This window comes from Streptacidiphilus sp. ASG 303, assembly GCF_020991365.1.
Taxonomy (GTDB): domain Bacteria; phylum Actinomycetota; class Actinomycetes; order Streptomycetales; family Streptomycetaceae; genus Peterkaempfera.
In genome coordinates, this window is record NZ_JAJLRA010000043.1 from 1 (window position 1) to 21,095 (window position 21,095).

The 21,095-nt window shown below is 75.2% G+C and carries 18 protein-coding genes, 1 rRNA gene and 1 pseudogene; 16 read left to right on the top strand and 4 right to left on the bottom strand.

Going from position 1 to position 21,095, the window contains the following annotated elements:
* The first annotated feature begins 7 nt into the window (after nt 1-7).
* The 3 genes from rrf to LO771_RS28550 all read left to right on the top strand — a co-directional run bounded on the left by rrf (nt 8) and on the right by LO771_RS28550 (nt 1,426).
* Nucleotides 8-124, top strand: a 5S ribosomal RNA gene (rrf, locus tag LO771_RS28540).
* A gap of 98 nt (nt 125-222) precedes the next feature.
* The gene (locus LO771_RS28545; RefSeq protein ID WP_230747801.1) at nt 223-627 is read left to right on the top strand and encodes an OB-fold nucleic acid binding domain-containing protein; all 405 of its coding nucleotides are present in this window, start codon (nt 223-225) and stop codon (nt 625-627) included.
* Between the two features lies 1 nt (nt 628).
* Entirely contained in the window at nt 629-1,426 is a 798-nt protein-coding gene (locus LO771_RS28550; protein WP_230747803.1) for a DUF3159 domain-containing protein, read from the top strand.
* Between the two features lie 211 nt (nt 1,427-1,637).
* On the opposite strand, the gene LO771_RS28555 is transcribed toward LO771_RS28550, so the two are convergent.
* On the bottom strand, nt 1,638-2,315 hold the full coding sequence (locus LO771_RS28555; protein ID WP_230747805.1) for a TrkA family potassium uptake protein: 678 nt from the start codon (nt 2,313-2,315) through the stop codon (nt 1,638-1,640).
* Nucleotides 2,315-2,980: a TrkA family potassium uptake protein gene (locus LO771_RS28560; RefSeq protein ID WP_230747807.1), complete on the bottom strand. Its 666-nt coding sequence runs from the start codon at nt 2,978-2,980 to the stop codon at nt 2,315-2,317. The genes LO771_RS28555 and LO771_RS28560 overlap by 1 nt, the downstream gene beginning before the upstream one ends.
* A gap of 300 nt (nt 2,981-3,280) precedes the next feature.
* On the opposite strand from LO771_RS28560, the gene LO771_RS28565 reads away from it, so the two are divergent.
* Both LO771_RS28565 and LO771_RS28570 read left to right on the top strand, forming a co-directional pair.
* The gene (locus tag LO771_RS28565; RefSeq protein WP_230747809.1) at nt 3,281-5,359 is read left to right on the top strand and encodes an APC family permease; all 2,079 of its coding nucleotides are present in this window, start codon (nt 3,281-3,283) and stop codon (nt 5,357-5,359) included.
* Nucleotides 5,356-6,699, top strand: coding sequence for a class I SAM-dependent RNA methyltransferase (locus tag LO771_RS28570; protein ID WP_230747811.1), 1,344 nt, complete (start codon nt 5,356-5,358; stop codon nt 6,697-6,699). Before LO771_RS28565 ends, LO771_RS28570 begins: the two co-directional genes overlap by 4 nt.
* A gap of 73 nt (nt 6,700-6,772) precedes the next feature.
* Here LO771_RS28570 and LO771_RS28575 read toward each other — a convergent pair whose 3' ends face one another.
* On the bottom strand, nt 6,773-7,699 hold the full coding sequence (locus LO771_RS28575) for a fructosamine kinase family protein (protein ID WP_230747813.1): 927 nt from the start codon (nt 7,697-7,699) through the stop codon (nt 6,773-6,775).
* 97 nt (nt 7,700-7,796) lie between these two features.
* Between LO771_RS28575 and LO771_RS28580 the strand changes: the two genes are divergently transcribed.
* The 8 genes and pseudogenes from LO771_RS28580 to LO771_RS28615 all read left to right on the top strand — a co-directional run bounded on the left by LO771_RS28580 (nt 7,797) and on the right by LO771_RS28615 (nt 13,752).
* Complete coding sequence (locus LO771_RS28580) at nt 7,797-8,342, top strand: low molecular weight protein-tyrosine-phosphatase (RefSeq protein WP_230747814.1); 546 nt, start codon at nt 7,797-7,799, stop codon at nt 8,340-8,342.
* A 158-nt stretch (nt 8,343-8,500) separates the two neighbouring features.
* Entirely contained in the window at nt 8,501-8,740 is a 240-nt protein-coding gene (locus LO771_RS28585; RefSeq protein ID WP_230747815.1) for a toxin-antitoxin system HicB family antitoxin, read from the top strand.
* Nucleotides 8,737-9,105, top strand: a pseudogene (locus LO771_RS28590) (fic family toxin-antitoxin system, toxin component); the annotation flags it as partial. The gene LO771_RS28585 and the pseudogene LO771_RS28590, both read left to right, overlap by 4 nt.
* Nucleotides 9,106-9,274: 169 nt before the next feature.
* On the top strand, nt 9,275-10,132 hold the full coding sequence (locus LO771_RS28595) for a putative RNA methyltransferase (protein WP_230747816.1): 858 nt from the start codon (nt 9,275-9,277) through the stop codon (nt 10,130-10,132).
* Nucleotides 10,133-10,262: 130 nt separating this feature from the next.
* A complete protein-coding gene (locus tag LO771_RS28600; RefSeq protein ID WP_230747818.1) occupies nt 10,263-11,600 on the top strand; it encodes an AAA family ATPase in 1,338 nt (445 codons plus the stop codon).
* Nucleotides 11,597-11,950 (top strand): nucleotide pyrophosphohydrolase, encoded by a 354-nt coding sequence (locus LO771_RS28605; RefSeq protein WP_230747819.1) that lies wholly within the window; start codon nt 11,597-11,599, stop codon nt 11,948-11,950. The genes LO771_RS28600 and LO771_RS28605 overlap by 4 nt, the downstream gene beginning before the upstream one ends.
* Nucleotides 11,951-12,230: 280 nt before the next feature.
* Entirely contained in the window at nt 12,231-12,809 is a 579-nt protein-coding gene (locus LO771_RS28610) for a DUF6099 family protein (protein WP_230747820.1), read from the top strand.
* Nucleotides 12,810-12,828: 19 nt separating this feature from the next.
* Nucleotides 12,829-13,752, top strand: coding sequence for an LLM class F420-dependent oxidoreductase (locus LO771_RS28615; protein ID WP_230747821.1), 924 nt, complete (start codon nt 12,829-12,831; stop codon nt 13,750-13,752).
* Between the two features lie 145 nt (nt 13,753-13,897).
* Here LO771_RS28615 and dapD read toward each other — a convergent pair whose 3' ends face one another.
* Nucleotides 13,898-14,887: a 2,3,4,5-tetrahydropyridine-2,6-dicarboxylate N-succinyltransferase gene (gene dapD, locus LO771_RS28625; protein ID WP_374228269.1), complete on the bottom strand. Its 990-nt coding sequence runs from the start codon at nt 14,885-14,887 to the stop codon at nt 13,898-13,900.
* 129 nt (nt 14,888-15,016) lie between these two features.
* Here dapD and LO771_RS28630 point away from each other — a divergent pair, with 129 nt between their 5' ends.
* From LO771_RS28630 to LO771_RS28640, 3 genes are all read left to right on the top strand, one after another.
* Nucleotides 15,017-16,702 carry a 3' terminal RNA ribose 2'-O-methyltransferase Hen1 gene (locus tag LO771_RS28630; RefSeq protein WP_230747824.1) on the top strand — a complete coding sequence of 562 codons (1,686 nt, stop codon included), beginning with the start codon at nt 15,017-15,019 and terminating at the stop codon, nt 16,700-16,702.
* Nucleotides 16,699-19,497 (top strand): polynucleotide kinase-phosphatase, encoded by a 2,799-nt coding sequence (locus LO771_RS28635; RefSeq protein ID WP_230747825.1) that lies wholly within the window; start codon nt 16,699-16,701, stop codon nt 19,495-19,497. Before LO771_RS28630 ends, LO771_RS28635 begins: the two co-directional genes overlap by 4 nt.
* A gap of 273 nt (nt 19,498-19,770) precedes the next feature.
* Nucleotides 19,771-21,021, top strand: a complete 1,251-nt coding sequence (locus LO771_RS28640; RefSeq protein ID WP_230747826.1) for an arginine deiminase — start codon at nt 19,771-19,773, stop codon at nt 21,019-21,021.
* The last annotated feature ends 74 nt before the right edge of the window (nt 21,022-21,095 follow it).

A 21,095-nucleotide genomic window follows, 5' to 3' on the forward strand; every position in this document is an offset into this window, starting at 1 on the left:
ATAGTGTTTCGGTGGTCATAGCGTGAGGGAAACGCCCGGTTACATTCCGAACCCGGAAGCTAAGCCTTACAGCGCCGATGGTACTGCAGGGGGGACCCTGTGGGAGAGTAGGACGCCGCCGAACAATTGTTGAGGGAGGGCCCCGCAGCCGGGAACGGCAGCGGGGCCCTTTCTGCGTTTCGGCGTCGCCGTCGCTCCGCCGGATCGCGGTACTCTTCCGGCATGAGTGGTGACATCCGCAGCGACCGGCAGCCCGGACGCCTCCGCCGCATGCTCGACCGCCTCACCAGCTCCCCCGAGGAACTGCAGGCGGAGGAACTGCGCCAGGACGCGCAGGAGGCGGGCTGCACGCCGATCTCCCGCTGCGACGACCGCCAGCTGGTCACGGTCACCGGGACCCTGCGAACGGTCACCCTACGGCCCCGTGCGGGTGTGCCGGCCCTGGAGGCCGAACTCTTCGACGGCTCCGACGCGTTGGACGTCGTGTGGCTGGGGCGGCGTTCGATCGCGGGCATAGAGCCGGGGCGGCGGCTGATCGCCAGCGGGCGCATCAGCCACGCACACGGCCGCCGAGTGCTCTTCAACCCCCGCTACGAGCTGCGTCCTGTCGGACACGGGAGCGAATGACGTGAGCAACCTGCCCGGCGGCGACGCCGCCACCACGAGGGACGAGACCCCGGAGGAGGAGGCGGCCAGGCACGAGGCCGCCTCCAAGGAGGCCGCGGACTCGGTGATGAAGGCCTTCGGCGGCGTGCGCGGCATGGTCGACATGACGCTGCCCGGCCTGGTCTTCATCGTCACCTTCAACCTGACCCACAAGGTGTCGGCCGCCGCATGGGCGGCCCTCGGCCTCAGCGGCGTCTTCGCCGTGGTGAGGCTCCTGCGCCGGGAGACCGTCCAGCACGCCTTCAGCGGCGTCTTCGGGGTCGCCATCGGCGCCTACATCGCGATGAAGTCCGGCAAGGCGGAGAACTTTTACCTTCCGGGCCTGCTGTACAGCGTGGCCTACTGCGTGGCGCTCGCGGTGTCCGCGCTGGTGCGCTGGCCGTTCATCGGCGTCATGCTGGGCCCGATCACCGGCGAGATGTTCACCTGGCGCAAGCAGAACCCGGGGCGCCTCGCCGCCTACACCCGGGCGACCTGGGTCTGGTTCGCCTGCATGGCGGTGAAGCCGGTGGTGCTCTTCCCGCTGTACTTCGCCCACAACGCCAACCTGCTGGGCTGGATGAAGGTCGCCCTCGGCATCCCGCCGATGCTGGTGGCCATGTACTTCACGTGGCAGATCCTGATCAAGGCGCCGGCACCCATCAAGGCGGTGCTCGACGAGGACGGGGACGGGGGCGACGAGGGCGACGGCCCCGATGGCGGGACGACCGCCGCCGCACATGCCCCGCGGCACGCCGCAGCGCCCACGTCGGAGTACTGACCCGTCCTCCCGGCGTCCTGCCGTCCGCCCGGACGCACACCGGTCGCACGGGTCACGGGCCCGGGAAGGGCCGCGCACGACAGGACGGCGCACGGCAGGAACCCCGCGCGCCAGGAACCCCGTACGACGGAGGGAGGGCCGCCCGCTCGGGCGGCCCTCCCTCCGTCGTGTGCACGGGCCCGTCGGACCGACGGTCCGACGGGCGCCGGATTCAGTCCCGGCCCTGCTCCGCCTCCGCGGAGAGCAGGTCCTCCAGCTGGCCCTCGCGGTCCTGCGCGGCCACGAAGAGCAGCTCGTCGCCGCCCTCCAGGGTGTCGTCCTTGCTGGGCACCAGCACCCGCCCCTCGCGGATGATGGTCACCAGGGCGGTGTCCTCGGGCCAGACCACGTCGCCGACCCGCGTGCCGACCAGCCGGGCGTCGTCGGGCAGGGTGAGCTCGACGAGGTTGGCGTCGCCCTGGCTGAAGCGCATGAGACGGACCAGGTCGCCGACGCTGACCGCCTCCTCCACCAGGGCCGACATCAGGCGGGGGGTGGACACGGCGACGTCGACGCCCCAGGACTCGTTGAAGAGCCACTCGTTCTTGGGGTTGTTGACGCGGGCGACCACCCGCGGCACCCCGTACTCGGTCTTGGCCAGCAGCGAGACCACCAGGTTGACCTTGTCGTCCCCGGTGGCGGCGATGACGACGTTGCAGCGCTGCAGCGCCGCCTCGTCGAGGGAGGTGATCTCGCAGGCGTCGGCCAGCAGCCACTCCGCCTGGGGGACCCGCTCCACCGAGATCGAGGAGGGGTTCTTGTCGACCAGGAGCACCTCGTGGCCGTTCTCCAGCAGCTCTCCCGCGATGGAGCGGCCCACTGCGCCGGCACCGGCGATCGCGACGCGCATCAGTGACCCTCCTCCGGAGCCTTGGCGAATGCCGCCTCGACCGACTGCACGGACGCCGTGTGCATCATCACATGCACCAGGTCGCCCTCCTGCAGGACGGACTCGGCGGTCGGCAGGGTGCCCTCGCCCAGCCTGGTGACGAACGCCACGCGGACGCCGGCGGCCTCCTCCAGCTCGGTGAGCCGGCGGCCGACCCACTCGGGGGAGACCGGGACCTCGGCGAGCTGCACGCTGCCGCTGGGGTCCTGCCAGAGGGGCTCCGCACCGCTGGGGAGGAGCCGGCGCAGCATCTGGTCGGCCGTCCACCGGACGGTGGCGACGGTGGGGATGCCGAGCCGCTGGTAGACCTCGGCGCGGCGCGGGTCGTAGATGCGGGCCGCGACGTTCTCGACGCCGAAGGTCTCGCGGGCCACCCGGGCGGCGATGATGTTGGAGTTGTCGCCGCTGCTCACGGCGGCGAACGCACCGGCCTCCTCGATGCCGGCCTCCTTGAGGGTGTCCTGGTCGAACCCGACCCCGGTGACCCTCCTGCCGCCGAATCCCGAACCGAGACGGCGGAACGCCGTCGGGTCCTGGTCGACCACGGCGACCGAGTGACCCTGCTTCTCCAGGGTGCGCGCGAGGGCTGAGCCCACGCGCCCGCAACCCATGATGACGATGTGCACGACCGTCCTTCCGGTGTGATGTCCCGGCCCGATCCTGACACCGTCCGGCGCCAGGCAAAACACCAGGGTCGCACCGTGCGACCCCGTACACCCACGCGGTACCCGTCCGCAGTGGTCGGCCACACCTCGCCGCCGTCGCCGATCTGCAATGCGATCTCGACCGTTTCGTCACATTTGCCCGCCGAGCGCACCCCCAGCGCACCCCGAGCGCACCCAGGAGGCCCGCCGAACGCCCGTGCGGGGACGTGTCGGCGGCGGGCGGCTGCCGCCCCGGTGCCCGTACGGCTTACGATCCTCCTCGTGTCCAAGCTGACCGACGTACCCAAACGCATCCTGATCGGGCGCGCTCTGCGGAGCGACAAGCTCGGCGAGACGCTGCTCCCCAAGCGGATCGCCCTGCCCGTCTTCGCCTCCGACGCGCTCTCGTCGGTGGCGTACGCGCCCGAGGAGATCCTGCTGACCCTCTCGGTCGCGGGAGTCTCGGCGATCCACTTCTCCTGGCAGATCGGAGTGGTGGTCGCCGTCGTGATGCTGGCGGTGGTCGCCTCCTACCGGCAGAACGTGCACGCCTACCCGAGCGGTGGCGGCGACTACGAGGTCGCCACGGTCAACCACGGGCCCAACTCCGGTCTCGTGGTGGCCAGCGCCCTGATGGTCGACTACGTCCTCACGGTGGCGGTGTCCACGACGTCCGGTGTGGCCAACGTCGTCTCCGCCGTACCGGCCCTGCGCGGCCACGAGGTGGGGCTGTCGCTCACGGTCGTCGTGCTGCTCATGGGCGTCAACCTGCGCGGCGTCCGGGAGTCCGGGAGCGCTTTCGCGGTCCCCACCTACGCCTTCATGGCGGGCGTCCTCGGCATGACGGTGTACGGCGTCTTCCGCCACCTGGTCCTCGGCCAGGACATGCACGCCGAGAGTGCCGCCTTCCACCTCAAGGCCGAGCCGGGCGAGGCGGGCCTCGCGGGCTTCGCGCTCGTCTTCCTGCTCCTGCGGGCCTTCTCCTCCGGCTGTGCGGCGCTCACCGGCGTCGAGGCGATCAGCAACGGCGTGCCCGCCTTCCGCAAGCCCAAGAGCCGCAACGCGGCCACCACGCTGCTCATGATGGGCACCATCGCGGTGACCATGTTCATGGGCATCATCTACCTGGCCAGCATCACCGGCCTGCGGATGGCCGACGACCCCGCGACCCAGCTGGTCGGCGCCCCCGGCAACTACCACCAGAAGACCGCGCTGGCCCAGATCAGCGAGGCCGTCTTCAGCGACTTCAAGCCGGGCTTCTTCTTCGTCGCGGCCGTCACCGGCCTCATCCTGGTGCTGGCCGCCAACACCGCCTTCAACGGCTTCCCGGTGCTCGGCTCGATCCTCGCCCAGGACCGCTACCTGCCGCGCCAGCTCCACACCCGCGGCGACCGCCTCGCCTTCAGCAACGGCATCATCCTGCTCGCCGGCATCGCGATGGTCTTCATCGTCGCCTACGGCGCGGACCCCACGCGGCTGATCCAGCTCTACATCGTCGGCGTCTTCGTCTCGTTCAACATGAGCCAGAGCGGCATGATCCGCCACTGGACCAGGCTCCTGAGGACCGAGACCGACCCCAAGAAGCGCGCCCACATGATCCGCAGCCGCGCGATCAACACCTTCGGCCTCGTGATGACGGCCCTGGTCCTGGTGGTGGTGCTGGCGACCAAGTTCACCCACGCCTGGGTTGCGATCATGCTGATGGTGGTCCTCTTCGTGATGATGAAGGCCATCCGCCGCCACTACGACCGCGTCGCCGACGAACTGGCCTCGGCGGAGGAGCCGGGCGAGGCCGCGGTGCTGCCGTCGCGGGTCCACTCCATCGTGCTGGTCTCCAAGCTCCACAAGCCCACCCTGCGCGCCCTCGCCTACGCCCGGCTCGCCCGCTCCAGCGTCCTGGAGGCGGTCACGGTCAACGTCGACCCGCCGGACACCAAGGCCCTGCAGGCCGAGTGGCACGAGCGCGGCATCGAGGTGCCGCTGAAGGTCCTGGACTCGCCGTACCGCGAGATCACCCGGCCGATCCTGGAGTACGTGAAGAACCTGCGCCGCAGCAGCCCGCGCGACGTGGTCACCGTCTACATCCCCGAGTACGTCGTCGGCCACTGGTACGAGCAGCTGCTGCACAACCAGAGCGCCCTGCGCCTCAAGGGCCGGCTGCTCTTCACGCCCGGCGTGATGGTGGTTTCCGTACCCTGGCAGCTGGAGTCCTCCGAGCGGCGCAAGCGGCAGCCCGAGTGGTCCGCGCCGGGTTCGGTCCGGCGCGGCGAGCCGCGGCAGCAGCGGCGCAGGCCGGAGGCCGCCGCCAGCGGCTCCGCCCAGGGGGCCGGGAGCAACAACCCCAAGGACAGCTCTTCGTGACCAGCACCGCCACTCCTTCCGCCGACGCCCCCTCGCTCGTCGGCGAGCGCTACGAGGTCGAGGTCGGCCCGGTCGCCCACGGCGGCCACTGCGTCGCCCGGCACGACGGGCGGGTGCTGTTCGTCCGCCACGCGCTCCCCGGTGAGCGGGTGGTGGCCCTCGTGACCGAGGGCACCGCGGCCTCCCGCTTCCTGCGCGCCGACGCCGTGGAGGTGCTGCAGCCCTCCAAGGACCGCGTCACCCCGCCCTGCCCCTTCGCGGGGCCGGGCCGGTGCGGCGGCTGCGACTGGCAGCACGCCACGCCCGGCGCGCAGCGCAAGCTCAAGGTCCAGGTGATCACCGAGCAGCTGGAGCGCCTCGCCGGCCTCACCCCGGCCGAGGCGGGCTGGGACGGCTCCGTGGAGCCGGCCCCCGGCGACAAGGTCCCGGCGGGGCAGGTCCCGGCCTGGCGCACCCGGATGCAGTTCACCGTGGACCGGTCCACCGGCCGCGTCGGCCTGCGCCGCCACCGCTCGCACGAGGTGGAGCCGGTCGACCGCTGCCTGATCGCCGCCCCCGGCGTGGAGGAGCTGGGCGTCGAGTCCCGCGAGTGGCCCCAGATCGCGACGGTGGAGGTGGCGGCCGCGACCGGCTCCTCCGACCGGCAGGTCGTCCTCACGCCGGTCCCCGGCGGCCGGCTGCCGCTGGTCGAGCTGGACCGGCCCGTGTCGCTGGCCCGCATCGACGAGCGCGAGCTCTTCCACCGCGTGCACGGCCGCACCTTCGTGCGCGAGCGGGCCGCCGGGCGCACCTGGCGCGTCAGCAACGGCGGCTTCTGGCAGATCCACCCCGCGGCGGCCGACACCCTCGTCGGCGCCGTCCTCGACGGGCTGGCCCCCCGGCCCGGCGAGAACGCGCTCGACCTCTACTGCGGCGTCGGCCTCTTCGCCGGCGCCCTGGCCGAGCGGCTGGGGGAGCGCGGCGCGGTGCTCGGCATCGAGTCCTCCAAGCAGGCCGTGCTGGACGCCCGGCACAACCTGGCCGACCTGGAGAACGTCCGCATCGAGTGCGACAAGGTCGAGAAGCTGCTGCCGCGCACCGGCATCACCTCCACCGACCTGATCGTGCTGGACCCGCCGCGCTCCGGCGCGGGGCGCGCCACCGTGCGCCACCTGGCGGGGCTCGGCGCCCGGCGGATCGCCTACGTGGCCTGCGACCCGGCGGCCCTCGCCCGCGACCTGGCGTTCTTCCGCGAGTCCGGCTACCGGCCGGTCTCGCTGCGGGCCTTCGACCTGTTCCCGATGACGCACCACGTCGAGTGCGTGGCGGTCCTGGAGCCGGCCGGCGGCGCGGAGGGCTGACGCCTCACGGCCCGGCCGTCCCGCCCGTCACGGCCCGGCCGTCCCGCCCGTCACGGCCCGGCCGTCCCGCCCGTCACGGGCCGGACGGCCGGCCCAGCGCGGCGAGGACGGCGCGGGCCGCCTCCGCGGCGCTTGCGCCGTACCCGCCGCCGAACAGGGCCGCGTGGACCAGCAGCGGGTGCACCCGGTGCAGGTCCAGCCGGACGGCCCGGCCGCCGTCGGGGTCCGGCAGCACCTCGTCGTAGGCCGCCCGGACCCGTCCGAGCTGCGGGCAGCCGAAGAGCCCCAGCATGGCCAGGTCCATCTCCGGCCGGCCGCCCTGCGCCGCGGGGTCGAGGAGGCGGGCGGTGCCGTCCGCGCCCCACAGCACGTTCCCGTTCCACAGGTCGCCGTGGACCACCGCCGGCGGCGCGGGCCGGGGGTCCGCCTCCGCGATCCGCCCGCAGAGCAGCTCCACGGCGCGCGCGTCCCGAGCGTCGACGTGCCCCCGGTCGGCGGCGAGCCGCAGGTAGGGGAGGAGCCGGTACCGGGCGTGGAAGTCCGGCCAGTCGCCGGGGGCGGCGACGGCGGCCCCGGGGGAGGGCAGCGGCAGCGGGCCGATGAAGGCGGGCCGGCCGGGCGGGGTGCCGAACTGCGGGGCGCGGCTGCGGTGCAGGGCGGCCAGGGCGCGGCCCAGCCGCTCGGCCGCGGCGGCGCTCGGAGGGCCCGGCTCCACCCACTCGGTGACCAGCACGGCGTCGTCCACCGCGAGGACCCGGGGGACGGCCACCGTGCCGGTCGCGGCGAGCAGGGCCAGGCCGTCCGCCTCGGCGCGGAAGAGGCCGGGCGGTGCGGCGGGCAGTGTCTTGGCGAAGACCGGCGGGCCGTCCGCGAGGGCGATCCGGTACGCGGCGCAGACCGACCCGCCGCCCACCCGCACCGCCGGGCCGTCGGGGCGGCGGCCCAGCAGGGCGGCGGCGCGCTCGGCGGCGCCGCCGTCGCCGCTCCGGGAGTGCTCCATGGCGCGTCCACCTCCGCACCGACCCTAACCGCGGCGCGGCGGCGTCGTCGCGCTCCGGCCGCCGGGGCCGTTCCCCGCGTCGGCGATGATGGGACGCATGACCTCTCCCTCCTCCCCGACCGCCGCCGGACCGCTGCGCGTCTGCTTCGTCTGCACCGGCAACATCTGCCGCTCGCCCATGGCCGAGCAGGTCTTCCGCGCCCTGGTGGCCGAGGCGGGCCTGGAGGGGCTGGTCGAGACGGACAGCGCGGGCACCGACGGCTGGCACGAGGGGGACGGGGCGGACCACCGCACCGTGGCGGTCCTCGAGGCGGGCGGCTACGCGAGCGCCCACACGGCGAGGCAGTTCCGCGCGGCCTGGTTCGCCTCCCGCCACCTGGTGGTGGCCCTCGACTCCGGCCACCTGCGCCGGCTGCGCGGGCTGGCCCCCACGGCGCAGGACGCCGCGAAGGTGCGCCTGCTGCGCTCCTTCGACCCCGCCCTGCCCGCCGGTGCGGACCTGGACGTGCCCGATCCCTACTACGGCGACCGGGCCGGGTTCGAGGAGTGCCTGGCGATGTGCGAGGCGGCCTGCGAGGGGCTGCTGGAGGAGGTGCGGCAGGAGCTGGAGCGGCTGGGCCGCTCCCCGCAGCCGTCGGCCTGAGCGGCCGCCCGGAGGGATGCCTGCGCCATCCCCGCCCCGCCCCGCCCCGCTTCGTCCCGCCCGTCCTCGGCCGGTGCCCGGACACCGGCCTCTCCCGGCTCCGCGGCTCTCCCGTCGCCACCCTTGCCATGCTAGCAATCTGACGCTAGCTTCATGGTATGGGGAAGAAGCAGCTGAACGTCCGGGTGGACGAGTCCACCGCGGAGATGGCCCGTGAGCGGGCGGAGGCGCAGGGGATCAGCATGAACCAGTACATCGAACGGCTGGTCCAGCAGGACATGGGCGAGACGGGACGGGCGTTCGTGGACGCCGCCGCGCAGTTCATGAAGGAGTACGAGGCGGTGTTCGCGGCCGAGTTCGGCGACGCGGTGGACGCGGCGAGGGGCGCGCGCCGTTGAACGTCCGCGTCGACCTGGCATGGCTGCTGATGACGGCCGAGCAGTACACCCCGGGGGACCCGCAGGTCACCGACTACGGGTCGCTGCTCGCGGCGGTGGCGCGGCACCAGGCGGAGGTGTTCGACATCCCCGTCTACCCGGAGCCCGCGGACCGGGCCGCCGCGCTCCTGCACCAGCTCATGCGGGCACCCGCCCTGGAGCGCTCCAACGAGCTGTTCGCCACCGCGGCCGCCTACGCCTACCTGGTGGCCGGCGGCGCCACCGTCGCCACCACCGCCCGGGAGGTGCGCAGCCTCGCCCGTGCGGTCCGCGACGGCAAGCTGGGGGTCACCGGCATCGCGGAGCGCCTGGAGTCCTGGACCGTCGCCGCCCCCGACGCGGAGGACGCGGACGACGACGAGGACGACGACGAGGGCGGCGAGGACGGCGAGGACGTGGAGGGTGCCGAGGGCGATTGACCCGGTGCGCCCCCGACCCGGGCCCGGCGGCCCCGTACGCTGGACCGTCGGACTGGACGGCGAGAGAACCGGAACATTGCTGCAGGACATCGCGGAACACCTGGCCTGCCCCCACTGCGGGGAGGGCCTCCGGCTGGACGGACGGACCCTGCGCTGCGCCGCCGGGCACTCCTTCGACGTCGCCCGCCAGGGCTACGCGAGCCTGCTGCCCGGCGACGCGCACACCGGCACGGGGGACACCCCCGCGATGGTGGCCGCCCGCGACGCCTTCCTGGCCGCCGGGCACTACGCGCCCCTCGCCGACGCCCTCGCCGCGGCCGCCGCCGACGCCCTGGCCGCCGCCCCTCCGGGCGGCTGCGTCGCCGACCTGGGCGCCGGCACCGGGCACTACCTGGCGGCCGTGCTCGACCGGCTGCCGCAGGACCGGCCCGGTGCGGCCCTGGACCTGTCCAAGCACGCGGTGCGCCGCGCCGCGCGTGCCCACCCGCGGGTCGGCGCCGTCGTCTGCGACGCCTGGCGTCCGCTGCCGCTGCGCGACGCCTCCGCGGCGCTGGTGCTCAACGTGTTCGCCCCGCGCAACGGCCCGGAGATCCGCCGGGTGCTGCGGCCCGGCGGCACCCTGCTGGTGGCGTCCCCGGGCGCGGAGCACCTGCGGGAGCTGGTGGCCCCGCTCGGCCTGATCTCGGTGGACGGGGACAAGGACCGCCGGATCGCCGAGAAGCTCGGCCCGCACCTGACCGCGGGCGGGCGGCGCGGACTGCGGTGGACCCTGTCGCTGTCCCGGGCGGAGGCCGAGGCGCTGGTGGCCATGGGGCCCAGCGCCCGGCACACCGATCCGGAGCGGCTGGCGGCGCTGCTCGCCGGGCTGCCCGACCCGGTGGAGGTCACCGCGTCGGTCACGGTGGCGGCGTACCACCGGGACCCGGAGCGCTGACCGCAGGGAGACCGGCCGCGGGGACGCCGACGGCGCGCCCCCGACATGCCCCCGACACGCCCCCACACGTTGGGATGAATGCTGAGTGCCGGGACGTTTCGCCTGGCCGGGGCCTCGCTACGGTCCTCGGGTGAGCAGCGACGTCGTCCGGCCCTTCCTCGAGGAACTGCGGCTCAGGTCCTTCAAGTCCCACCGGCTGTCCGCCCTCCCGCTCGGGCCCCTGACGGTCCTGCACGGCCCCTCCGGCGCGGGGAAGTCCAACGTCCTGGACGCGCTGGAGGTCCTCTCCCGGCTGGCGGTCGGCGAACCGGCCGGCGAGGCGCTGGACGGCGGCGGACGCGGCCCGCTCGCCGAACCGGTGCGCGGCGGCTCCGCGGGCTGCGCCCCGCACGGGGAGCGCTCCTTCGTCGTGGGCTGCACGGTGCGGACCTCCTGCGGGCCGGTCCGGCTCGACGTCGCGGTCCGCACCGACGGCGGCCCGCGCATCGTCGGCGAGCGGCTCCGCGACACCGGGCGGATCCTGCTGCGGACCGGCGAGCAGGACGCGGCGCGCGGCAGGATCAACGTCACCTGGTACAACGACAGCCGCCAGGGCGACATCCGGGCGCCCTTCCCCGACGACGCCCTGATCACCTCCCAGGTGCCGCTGCGGGTGGCGGGCGCCTCGGCCGGGGAGCGGAGGGTGCTCACCGCCGCCGAACAGGTCCTCACCGCCCTGAGGGAGGTCTTCACCGCCGACCCCGTTCCCCGGCTCATGCGCGGCTGGACGGCGGCCGACCCCCGCGCCCGGCTGACCCGTTCCGCGGCCAACATCTCCGCGGTGCTCGCCCGCCTCCAGGGCGAGTGCCGCCACCGCTACGGGCGGCTCGCCGGAGCGCTGCGGACGGCCGCGCCGCACCCGCTGTCCGGTCTCGGCGTGGAGCGGCGCGAGGGGCCCGGCGGCGTGGCGGAGGTGCTGGCCGTCCTCGACGAGGGAGCGCTGGGCCGCACCACGGCGGACCGGGCGGCGGACGGCATGCTGCGCTACCTGGCCTTCGCCGCCGTGCTGCTCACCGGTGCGGACGTCCTCGACGTCGACCCCGCCGCGGAGGTGCCGTGGGAACGGCGGCTGCTGACCGTGGCGGTCGAGGACCCGGGGGCCGGACTGTCCCGCCGCCAGACCGCGGACCTGCTGCGGCTGGCGCGCCTGACGGGGGAGTCGGGCCACGCCCGCGTGCTCGCGGTGCTCCAGGACGCCGACACGGCCCGGGAGGCGCCGGGCGCGGTGCCGGTGGCGTGCGCCCGCGACCCGCGGACCGGGCACAGCGTCCTCCGGCCGGAGCCTGTGCCGGGGGCCGAGGCCGGGGCCGGCGCCGGGGCTGCGGCTGGGGCCGGGGCTGGTGCGGAGGCGGAACCGGGATCCGGGCGTGTCCCGGCCCAGCCGTTCCGCGGTGCCGACCGGGAGGATGCGGTAGACCTGGTGCGGTGAAGGACGGCATCGAGGAACTGCAGCGGCGGCTGGTGGAGTTCGCGGCGGCCCGCCGCTGGCAGCCCTACCACACGCCGAAGAACCTGGTCGCGGCGCTGACCGTGGAGGCGGGGGAGCTGCTGGAGATCTTCCAGTGGCTCACACCGGAGCAGGCGGCGCGGGTGATGGACGACCCCGCGCAGGCCCACCGGGTGCGTGACGAGGTGGCCGACGTCCTGGCCTACCTGCTGCAGTTCTGCGCGGTCCTCGGCGTGGATCCGCTGGAGGCGCTGGCGGCCAAGATCGACCGCAACGAGGTGCGGTTCCCCCTGCCGGACGGGCCCGCCGATCCGGCGGCGGGCCTCGGCTGACGCCGGTCCCGCCCGCCCTCCGCCGGTCCTGCCCGAGCCTCGCCCGGCCGCCCGCCCTCCGCCCGGCCGCCCGTCCTCCGCCGAGCCGCCCGTCCTCCGCCGAGCCGATCTGCCCTCCACCGGGCCGGTCCGCCGCCCTGCGGCTGCGTCACCCCTCCGGGGGACGCGGTTATCCACACCCCGGGGTCCGTCCACAGGATCCGGCGCCTCCGCCCCGCCCCGGCCCCGCTGCGGGCACCGTTGCCCCCGACGGATCGTCCGACCCGGAGGGAGCGGCGGCATGGACGCGCAGCGGTTGATCAGGTCCACCAGGCACGCGCTCGCGCAGGCCAGGAGCGTGACCGAGGTGATGGCGGAGGCGTGGCAGACGTGCATGCTCGCGGAGACCGTGGGCGGGTACCTCGCCCTCCACGGGGAGGAGCCGCTGCGGGCCGCCGCCCAGGCGCTGGCGGAGGCGGGCGGCCATGCCGGGGGCTGCCTGGACCGCCCGCCGGACGAGTGGACGGGGTTCGGCCGTGCGGCCAGGCTGACCGAGCTCGCGGAACCGGGCGCCGCCCTGCGCGAGCTGCGGCAGCTCGTCCACGAGGCCGCGGAGGCGCTCGTCGTGGTGGCCTGCGGGGCCGAGACCGAGACGCTGTACTGGCAGTGCATCGACGCGGTCGACGCGGCGGCCGGCTGCAAGGACGCGGTCACCGAGCTGCTGCGCGCCCGGCGGGAGGAGGCCGACCCCGAGCTCGCCGAGCCGCCGGAGCCCATCGGGCCGCCCGACTCCCCGGCGACCCTCGTGGTCCCCCTGGGGCCGCCCCCGGCCGTGCCCGCCGCGCCCCGGGAACCGGAGCCGATCGCGCCGCCCCCGTAGCGCGTAGCAGGATGGGGGCATGGATCTTCGCATTTTCACCGAGCCCCAGCAGGGCGCCTCCTACGACACCCTGCTGCGGGTCGCCAAGGCCACGGAGGAGCTCGGCTTCGACGCCTTCTTCCGCTCGGACCACTACCTGAAAATGGGGGACGTCGACGGCCTTCCCGGGCCCACGGACGCCTGGATCACCCTGGCCGGGCTCGCCCGCGAGACCAGCCGCATCCGGCTCGGCACCCTCATGACCGCCGCCACCTTCCGGCTCCCCGGCGTGCTCGCCATCCAGGTCGCGCAGGTCGACGCGATGAGCGGCGGGCGCATCGAGCTGGGGCTGGGCGCCGGCTGGTACGAGGAGGAGCACACCGCCTACGGCATCCCCTTCCCGAAGGAGAAGTTCGGGCGGCTGGAGGAGCAGCTCGCGATCATCACCGGGCTGTGGGGGACCAAGGCCGGGGACACCTTCGACTTCGAGGGCGCCCACTACCGGCTGAAGGACTCGCCTGCGCTGCCCAAGCCCGTCCAGGAGCGGATCCCGGTGCTGATCGGCGGCACCGGCGCCAGGCGCACCCCGGAGCTGGCGGCCCGCTACGCCACCGAGTTCAACCTGCCCTTCACCTCCGTGGAGCAGACCCGCGAGCAGATCGGGCGCGTCTCCGAGGCGCTGCAGCGCCACGGCCGGGCCGCGGACGACATGCTGTACTCCAACGTGCTGGTGGCCTGCGTCGGCAAGGACGACGCGGAGGTGGCCCGCCGGGCCGCCGCCATCGGCCGCGAGCCCGCCGAGCTGCGGGAGAACGGGCTGGCCGGCACCCCGGACGAGGTGGTGGAGAAGATCGGCCGCTACGCCGAGACCGGCTCCCGGCGGTTCTACTTCCAGATCCTCGACCTGGACGACCTCGACCACCTGGAGCTGATCTCCTCCCGGGTCGCCCCCCAGCTCGGCTGACCCCAGGGGGCCCGGGGGAGTCCCGCCCGGCCGGGCCGCCGACACGGGCGCCCGGGCGGAGGGTTCCCGGGCCGTGCGTCCCCGGCCGGAGGAGCCCCGGCCGGAGGAGCCCCCGCGCGGGCGGGGGCGAGGACCGGCGCGGAACTCAGTTGTGGGCGTGCAGCTCGGCGTTGAGTCCGCCCCAGGAGCCGGAGCGGGCGATGACCTCGACCGCACCGGTCTGCGAGTTGCGACGGAACAGCAGGTTGTCCTGCCCCGAGAGCTCCACCGCCTTGGCGACCCCGCCGTCCGGCAGGGTCACGCGGGTGCCGGCGGTCACGTACAGGCCGGCCTCGACCACGCAGTCGTCCCCGAGGGAGATCCCGATGCCCGCGTTCGCGCCCAGCAGGCAGCGCTCGCCGACCGAGACGACCTGCTTGCCGCCGCCGGAGAGGGTGCCCATGATCGAGGCGCCGCCGCCGATGTCGCTGTGGTCGCCGACGACCACGCCCGCGCTGATCCGCCCCTCCACCATGGAGGTGCCCAGCGTGCCGGCGTTGAAGTTGACGAAGCCCTCGTGCATCACCGTGGTGCCCGGCGCCAGGTGGGCGCCCAGGCGCACCCGGTCCGCGTGTGCGATGCGCACCCCCGACGGCACGACGAAGTCGGTCATCCGCGGGAACTTGTCGACCCCGTACACGGCCAGCTGGCCGCCCTCGGCGCGGACCGCCAGGCGGGCCTGCTCGACCCGGTCGACCTGGACCGCGCCGATGCTGGTCCACGCGATGTTCGGCAGGAGGCCGAAGAGCCCGTCCAGGTTCTGGCCGTGCGGCCTGACCAGGCGGTGGCTCAGCAGGTGCAGGCGCAGGTAGGCGTCGTGCGCGTCCAGCGGCTTGTCGTCGAGGGAGGAGATCGCCGTGCGCACCGCGACCACCTCGACGCCGCGCCGGTCGTCCCGGCGCTGCGCGCGGGCGGCGCCCTCGCCGAGCTCGGCGACGGCCTCCTCGGCGGACAGCCGCACGGTCCCGGCGGGGCCCGGCTCGTCGGTCAGGCGGGGCGCGGGGAACCAGGTGTCTAGCACGGTGCCGTCGTCGGCGATGGTGGCCAGGCCGGCGGCGACAGCGCCGCCCCGGGGGGATGCAGATTCAGTCGTCACACCGTGCACGCTAGCCAATCCGGCCCGGCGATGCAGAACCGGGACCTGGGGCGGCGTCCCCGGCCGAGCGGTCGTGAGCAGCGCAAAACCCGGTGCGGCGGGCCGCCGCGCGGCGGAATACTCGCCCGTGTGCTCCTGACGATCACCACCACCGGCACCGCCGGCCGACCCGCCACCGACCTGGGCTTCCTGCTGCACAAGCACCCCGGCCGGGCGCAGTCGTTCGCGACCTCGTACGGCGACGCCCACGTCTTCTACCCGCGGGCCGGCGAGGACCTCTGCACGGCGGCGCTGCTCCTGGAGGTGGACCCGGTCGCGCTGGTCCGCCGCGGACGCGGCAAGGGCCGCGGCGGCTCCCCGGACTTCGCCCTCGCCCAGTACGTCAACGACCGCCCCTACGCGGCGTCGTCGCTGCTCGCCGTCGCCCTGCGGACGGTCTTCGCCAGCGCCCTCAAGGGCCGCTGCGACGCCCGCCCCGAGCTGGCCGCCGCCCCCCTGCCGCTGCGGATCGCGATCCCCGCCCTCCCCGCCAGGGCGGGCGGCGGGCGCGGCGGCCCCGAGCTGGTGCGCGCCCTCTTCGAGCCGCTGGGCTGGCGGGTGGAGGCCGAGCCGCTGCCGCTGGACCCGTCGTTCCCCGAGTGGGGCGACTCCCGGTACGTGCGCGCCGACCTCACCGGCACCCTGCGCCTGGCCGACGCGCTCCAGCAGCTCTACGTCCTGCTGCCGGTCCTCGACGACGCCAAGCACTACTGGGTGGCCCCCGACGAGGTCGACAAGCTCCTGCGGGCCGGCGAGGGCTGGCTCGCCGGCCACCCCGAGCAGCCCCTGATCACCCGCCGCTACCTGGCGCGCCGCTGGTCGCTGACGCGCGACGCCACGGAGCGGCTGGAACTGGCCAGGCTGGCCGAGGCCGACGACCGCGAGGCCGACGACGTGGACAACGCCGTCGACGACGAGGCGCCGGACGACACCGGTGAGGACGCGGCCGGTACGGGGGGCGCCGCCGGTACGGGGGGCGCGACCGGTACGGGGGGCGCCGCCGGCGCCGACGGGGGACGGAACGGCGGGGAGGAGGCCGCCGGGGACCGCCCCGTGCCCCTCGCGGTGCAGCGCCGCGACGCGATCCTGCGGGCGCTGCGCGACCGCGGCGCCGCCCGCGTGCTGGACCTCGGCTGCGGCCAGGGCCAGCTGGTGGCGGCCCTCCTCAAGGACCCGCGCTTCACGGAGGTCGTCGGCCTCGACGTCTCCGCCCGCGCGCTCGCCGTCGCGGCCCGCCGCCTGCACCTGGACCGGCTCCCCGAGCGCCAGGCCGCCCGGGTGCGGCTCGTCCAGGGCGCGCTGACCTACACCGACGCCCGGCTGGCGGGCTACGACGCCGCGGTGCTCTCGGAGGTGGTCGAGCACGTCGACCCGCCGCGGCTGCCCGCACTGGAGCACGCCGTCCTCGGTGCGGCCCGCCCCGGCTGCGTCGTCGTCACCACGCCCAACGTGGAGTACAACGTCCGGTGGGAGTCGCTGCCTGCCGGCCGCGTCCGCCACGCCGACCACCGCTTCGAGTGGGACCGGTCGGAGTTCCGGGCCTGGGCGTCCCGGGTCGCGGACCGGTACGGCTACACCGTCGAGTTCCGCCCGGTCGGTCCGGACGACCCCGAGGTGGGCCCGCCCACCCAGCTCGCCCTCTTCACCCTGGACGACACCCCGCCCGACACCCCGGCCGACGGCCTTCCGGCCGCCGGGGCCCGTACCGCCGGCACCCGCACCCGTACCGCCGGCACCCGCACCACCGAACTCCCGGAAGGGGGCGACCACCGATGACCGACCGCGACACCGCCGCCACGGGCACCCCCAACACGGGCACCCCCAACACGGGCACCCCCGCCACGGGCACCCCCGCCACGGGCACCCCCGCCACGGGCACCCCCGCCACGGGCACCCCCGCCACGGGCACCGCCGCCACGGACGCCGCCCGCGGCGCCGCCTCCACCGCCGGGGCGGCCGCCGCGTCCGGTGCCCCGGCGCCCACCCGCCGCCTCCCCGTCCCGGACCTCTCCCTGGTCGTCCTGGTCGGCACCACCGGCGCCGGCAAGTCCAGCTTCGCCCGCCGCCACTTCCTGCCCACCCAGGTCCTCTCCTCCGACGCCTGCCGCGGCATGGTCGCCGACGACGAGAACGACCAGTCCGCCTCGGCCGACGCCTTCGACGTCCTCCACCACATCGCCGGCAAGCGCCTCGCCGCCGGCCGCCTCACCGTGGTCGACGCCACCAACGTCCAGCCCGAGTCGCGCCGGCAGCTGGTCCGCATCGCCCGCGAGCACGACGTGCTGCCGATCGCGATCGTGCTCGACGTCCCGCAGCAGGTCTGCGCCGAGCGCAACGCCGCCCGCCCCGACCGGCGCGGCATGGGCGACCACGTCATCCCCCGCCAGCACCGGGAGCTCCGCCGCTCCCTGAGGTCCCTGGAGCGCGAGGGCTTCCGCAGGGTCCACGTCCTGCGCGGCACCGCCGAGGTCGACGCCGCGGAGATCGTGTACGAGAAGCGCTACAACGACCTGCGCCACCTCACCGGCCCGTTCGACGTCATCGGCGACGTCCACGGCTGCCGCGCCGAGCTGGAGACGCTGCTCACCCGCCTCGGCTACGTCCTCGAGCGGGACGCGGACGGCCGCCCGGTCGGCGCCGCCCACCCCGGCGGCCGCACCGCCCTCTTCGTCGGCGACCTGGTCGACCGCGGCCCGGACACCCCCGGCGTGCTGCGCCTGGCGATGGGCATGGCCGCCGCCGGCACGGCCCTGTGCGTCCCGGGCAACCACGAGAACAAGCTGGCCCGCGCCCTGGACGGCCGCAGGGTGACCGTCTCGCACGGCCTGCAGGAGTCGCTGGATCAGCTCGCCGCGGAGCCCGAGGAGTTCCGGGGGCGGGTCCGCGCCTTCCTGCGCGACCTGGTCAGCCACTACGTCCTGGACGGCGGGAGGCTGGTGGCCTGCCACGCCGGGCTGCCCGAGAAGTACCACGGCCGCACCTCCGGCCGGGTCCGCTCCTTCGCCCTGTACGGCGACACCACGGGCGAGACCGACGCGTACGGGCTGCCCGTCCGCTACCCCTGGGCGGAGGAGTACCGCGGCCGGGCCCTGGTCGTCTACGGCCACACGCCGGTGCCCGCCCCCTCCTTCGTCAACAACACGGTCTGCCTGGACACCGGCTGCGTCTTCGGCGGCAGCCTCACCGCGCTGCGCTACCCCGAGCGCGAGCTGGTCTCCGTGCCCGCCGAGCAGGAGTGGTACGCCCCCGTGCGCCCGCTGGCGGCCGACGCCCCCGGCGGCCGCGAGGGCCGCCCGCTGGACCTGGCGGACGTCGCCGGGCGCCGCGTCGTGGAGACCGCCCACCACGGCCGGGTCGCCGTGCGGGAGGAGAACGCGGCCGCCGCGCTGGAGGTGATGAGCCGGTTCGCCGTGGACCCGCGGCTGCTGGCCTACCTGCCGCCGACCATGGCGCCGTCCCCGACCTCCCGCCGCGACGGCCACCTGGAGCACCCCGAGGAGGCGTTCGCCGCCTACCTCGCCGACGGGGTGCGCGAGGTGGTGTGCGAGGAGAAGCACATGGGCTCGCGGGCCGTGGTGCTGCTCTGCCGCGACGCAGCCGCCGCCGAGAAGCGGTTCGGCGTCGCCGACGGCACCGCCGGGGCGGTCTGGACCCGCACCGGCCGCGCCTTCCTCGACGACGCGGAGACCACCGGCCGCATCCTGGATCGGCTGCGGCGCGCCGCCGAGGAGTCCGGCCTGCTCGCCGAGCTGGACAGCGACTGGCTGCTGCTGGACGCCGAGCTGATGCCGTGGTCGCTCAAGGCGTCGGGGCTGCTGCGCCGCCAGTACGCCGCGGTGGGCGCGGCCGCGGGCGCCGCGCTGCCCGCCGCGCTCGCCGCCCTGGACCAGGCGCGGGCGGCGGGCGTCCCCGGCCTCGACGACCTGGCGGACCGGCAGCGGGCCAGGGCCGCGGACGCCGGCGCCTTCACCGCCGCCTACCGCCGGTACTGCTGGCCGACGGACGGGTTGGAGGGCGTCCGGCTGGCGCCGTTCCAGCTGCTCGCCGCCGAGGGCGCCAACCTCGCGGTGCAGCCCCACGACCGCCACCTGGCGTGGATCGACCGCCTGGCCGCCGCCGACGCCGCCTCCACCGCCGCCGACGGGAGGCCCGGGGGCCCGCTGCTCCACCCCACCGCCCGCCTCCGGGTCGACACCGCCGACCCGGCCTCGGTCGCGGCCGGCACCGCCTGGTGGGAGGAGCTGACGGCGGCCGGCGGCGAGGGCATGGTCGTCAAGCCGCTGGCCTCGCTGGTGCGCGGGGTGGACGGCCGGCTGGTGCAGCCCGGCCTCAAGGTCCGCGGCCGCGAGTACCTGCGGATCGTCTACGGCCCCGACTACACCCGCCCCGGCCATCTGGAGCGGCTGCGCTCCCGGTCCCTCGGCCACAAGCGCTCCCTCGCCCTGCGCGAGTACGCCCTCGGCCTGGAGGCCCTGGACCGCCTCGCCGCGGGAGAGCCGCTGTGGAGGGTGCACGAGGCGGTCTTCGCGGTGCTGGCGCTGGAGTCGGAGCCGGTCGACCCCCGGCTGTGAGGGGCGCCCGGTCGCAGGCGCCCGGTCACGGACGCCTCGCGACGGGTGCCTCGCGACGGACGCCTGACGGCGGGCCCTGCGACGGGCGCCCGTGACGGTCCTCCCCGGCGGGAGGTCCGCCCCGGGCGCCCGTCCGCACACCTGCGCACCCGCGTACCCGTCCGCCCGCCGACCCCCGGCACGCCCTTGTGACCGGCGCCTCGGTATCCGTGATCACCCCGATGGGTACGGGTGGGGTGCGGCCACCGCCGTACCCCACCCCCGGGAGGACCCATGGCCTACCACGTCGCGTCCGAGGCCGGGCGGCTCCGGCAGGTCATCCTGCACCGCCCCGACCTGGAGCTGAAGCGGCTCACCCCCACCAACAAGGACGAGCTGCTCTTCGACGACGTGCTGTGGGTGCGCCGGGCCCAGGAGGAGCACGACGGTTTCGCCGCCGTGCTGCGCGAGCGCGGCGTGAAGGTGCACCTCTTCGGCGACCTGCTGCGGGAGACCCTGGACGTGCCGGAGGCCCGGCGGCTGGTCCTGGACCGGGTCTTCGACGAGAAGGAGTACGGTCCGCTCGCCACCGGCCACCTGCGGGAGCACTTCGAGGAGCTGTCCTCGGCGGAGCTGACCTCGCTGCTGGTCGGCGGCATGACCAAGCGGGAGTTCCTGGACCGGGCGAAGGAGCCGACCTCGGTGCGGTTCCACGTGATGGACCTGGACGACTTCCTGCTGGCGCCGCTGCCCAACCACCTCTTCACCCGCGACACCTCCTGCTGGGTGTACGACGGCGTGAGCATCAACGCGATGCGCAAGCGGGCCCGCCACCGCGAGACCGTCCACTTCGAGGCGATCTACCGCCACCACCCGGCCTTCGCCGGCCTGTACGACGCCCCGGGCGCGCCGGGCGGGTTCCGGCTGTGGTCGCGCGGCGAGGACGACTACCCCTCCACCATCGAGGGCGGCGACGTCCTGGTCATCGGCAACGGCGCGGTGCTCATCGGGATGAGCGAGCGCACCACCCCGCAGGCCGTGGAGCTGCTCGCCCACGAGCTGTTCCGGGCCGGCTCGGCCCGCCGGATCGTGGCGCTGGACATGCCCAAGGCCCGTGCCTTCATGCACCTGGACACCGTGATGACGATGGTGGACGGCGACACCTTCACCAAGTATGCGGGCCTGGGCATGCTGCGCTCGTACACCATCGAGCCCGGCGACGGGCCGGAGGACCTGCGGGTGACCGACCACGCGCCCGAGCAGATGCACACCGCCATAGCGGCGGCGCTGGGCCTGGACGAGATCCGGGTGCTCACGGCGGTCCAGGACGTGCACGCCGCCGAGCGCGAGCAGTGGGACGACGGCTGCAACGTGCTGGCCGTGGAGCCCGGCGTGGTGATCGCGTACGAGCGCAACGCCACCACCAACACCCATCTGCGCCGCAACGGCGTCGAGGTGATCACGATCCGGGGCAGCGAGCTGGGCCGGGGCCGGGGCGGGCCGCGCTGCATGAGCTGCCCGGTGGAGCGCGACCCGGTGGGGTGACCGGGGCCGTACCGTGTGGGGTGCCTGGGGGCGCCGACCCCCGGGGGGATGCATAGTCATGCTGATTCGCGTAT

Excerpts from the sequence above, each read along its gene's own strand:
- LO771_RS28555 (WP_230747805.1), bottom strand. The coding sequence starts at position 2,315 with ATGCGCGTCGCGATCGCCGGTGCCGGCGCAGTGGGCCGCTCCATCGCG.
- LO771_RS28575 (WP_230747813.1), bottom strand. The coding sequence starts at position 7,699 with ATGGAGCACTCCCGGAGCGGCGACGGCGGCGCCGCCGAGCGCGCCGCC.
- LO771_RS28585 (WP_230747815.1), top strand. The coding sequence starts at position 8,501 with ATGGGGAAGAAGCAGCTGAACGTCCGGGTGGACGAGTCCACCGCGGAG.
- LO771_RS28635 (WP_230747825.1), top strand. The coding sequence starts at position 16,699 with ATGACCGACCGCGACACCGCCGCCACGGGCACCCCCAACACGGGCACC.
- LO771_RS28615 (WP_230747821.1), top strand. The coding sequence starts at position 12,829 with ATGGATCTTCGCATTTTCACCGAGCCCCAGCAGGGCGCCTCCTACGAC.
- LO771_RS28640 (WP_230747826.1), top strand. The coding sequence starts at position 19,771 with ATGGCCTACCACGTCGCGTCCGAGGCCGGGCGGCTCCGGCAGGTCATC.
- LO771_RS28610 (WP_230747820.1), top strand. The coding sequence starts at position 12,231 with ATGGACGCGCAGCGGTTGATCAGGTCCACCAGGCACGCGCTCGCGCAG.
- LO771_RS28545 (WP_230747801.1), top strand. The coding sequence starts at position 223 with ATGAGTGGTGACATCCGCAGCGACCGGCAGCCCGGACGCCTCCGCCGC.
- LO771_RS28580 (WP_230747814.1), top strand. The coding sequence starts at position 7,797 with ATGACCTCTCCCTCCTCCCCGACCGCCGCCGGACCGCTGCGCGTCTGC.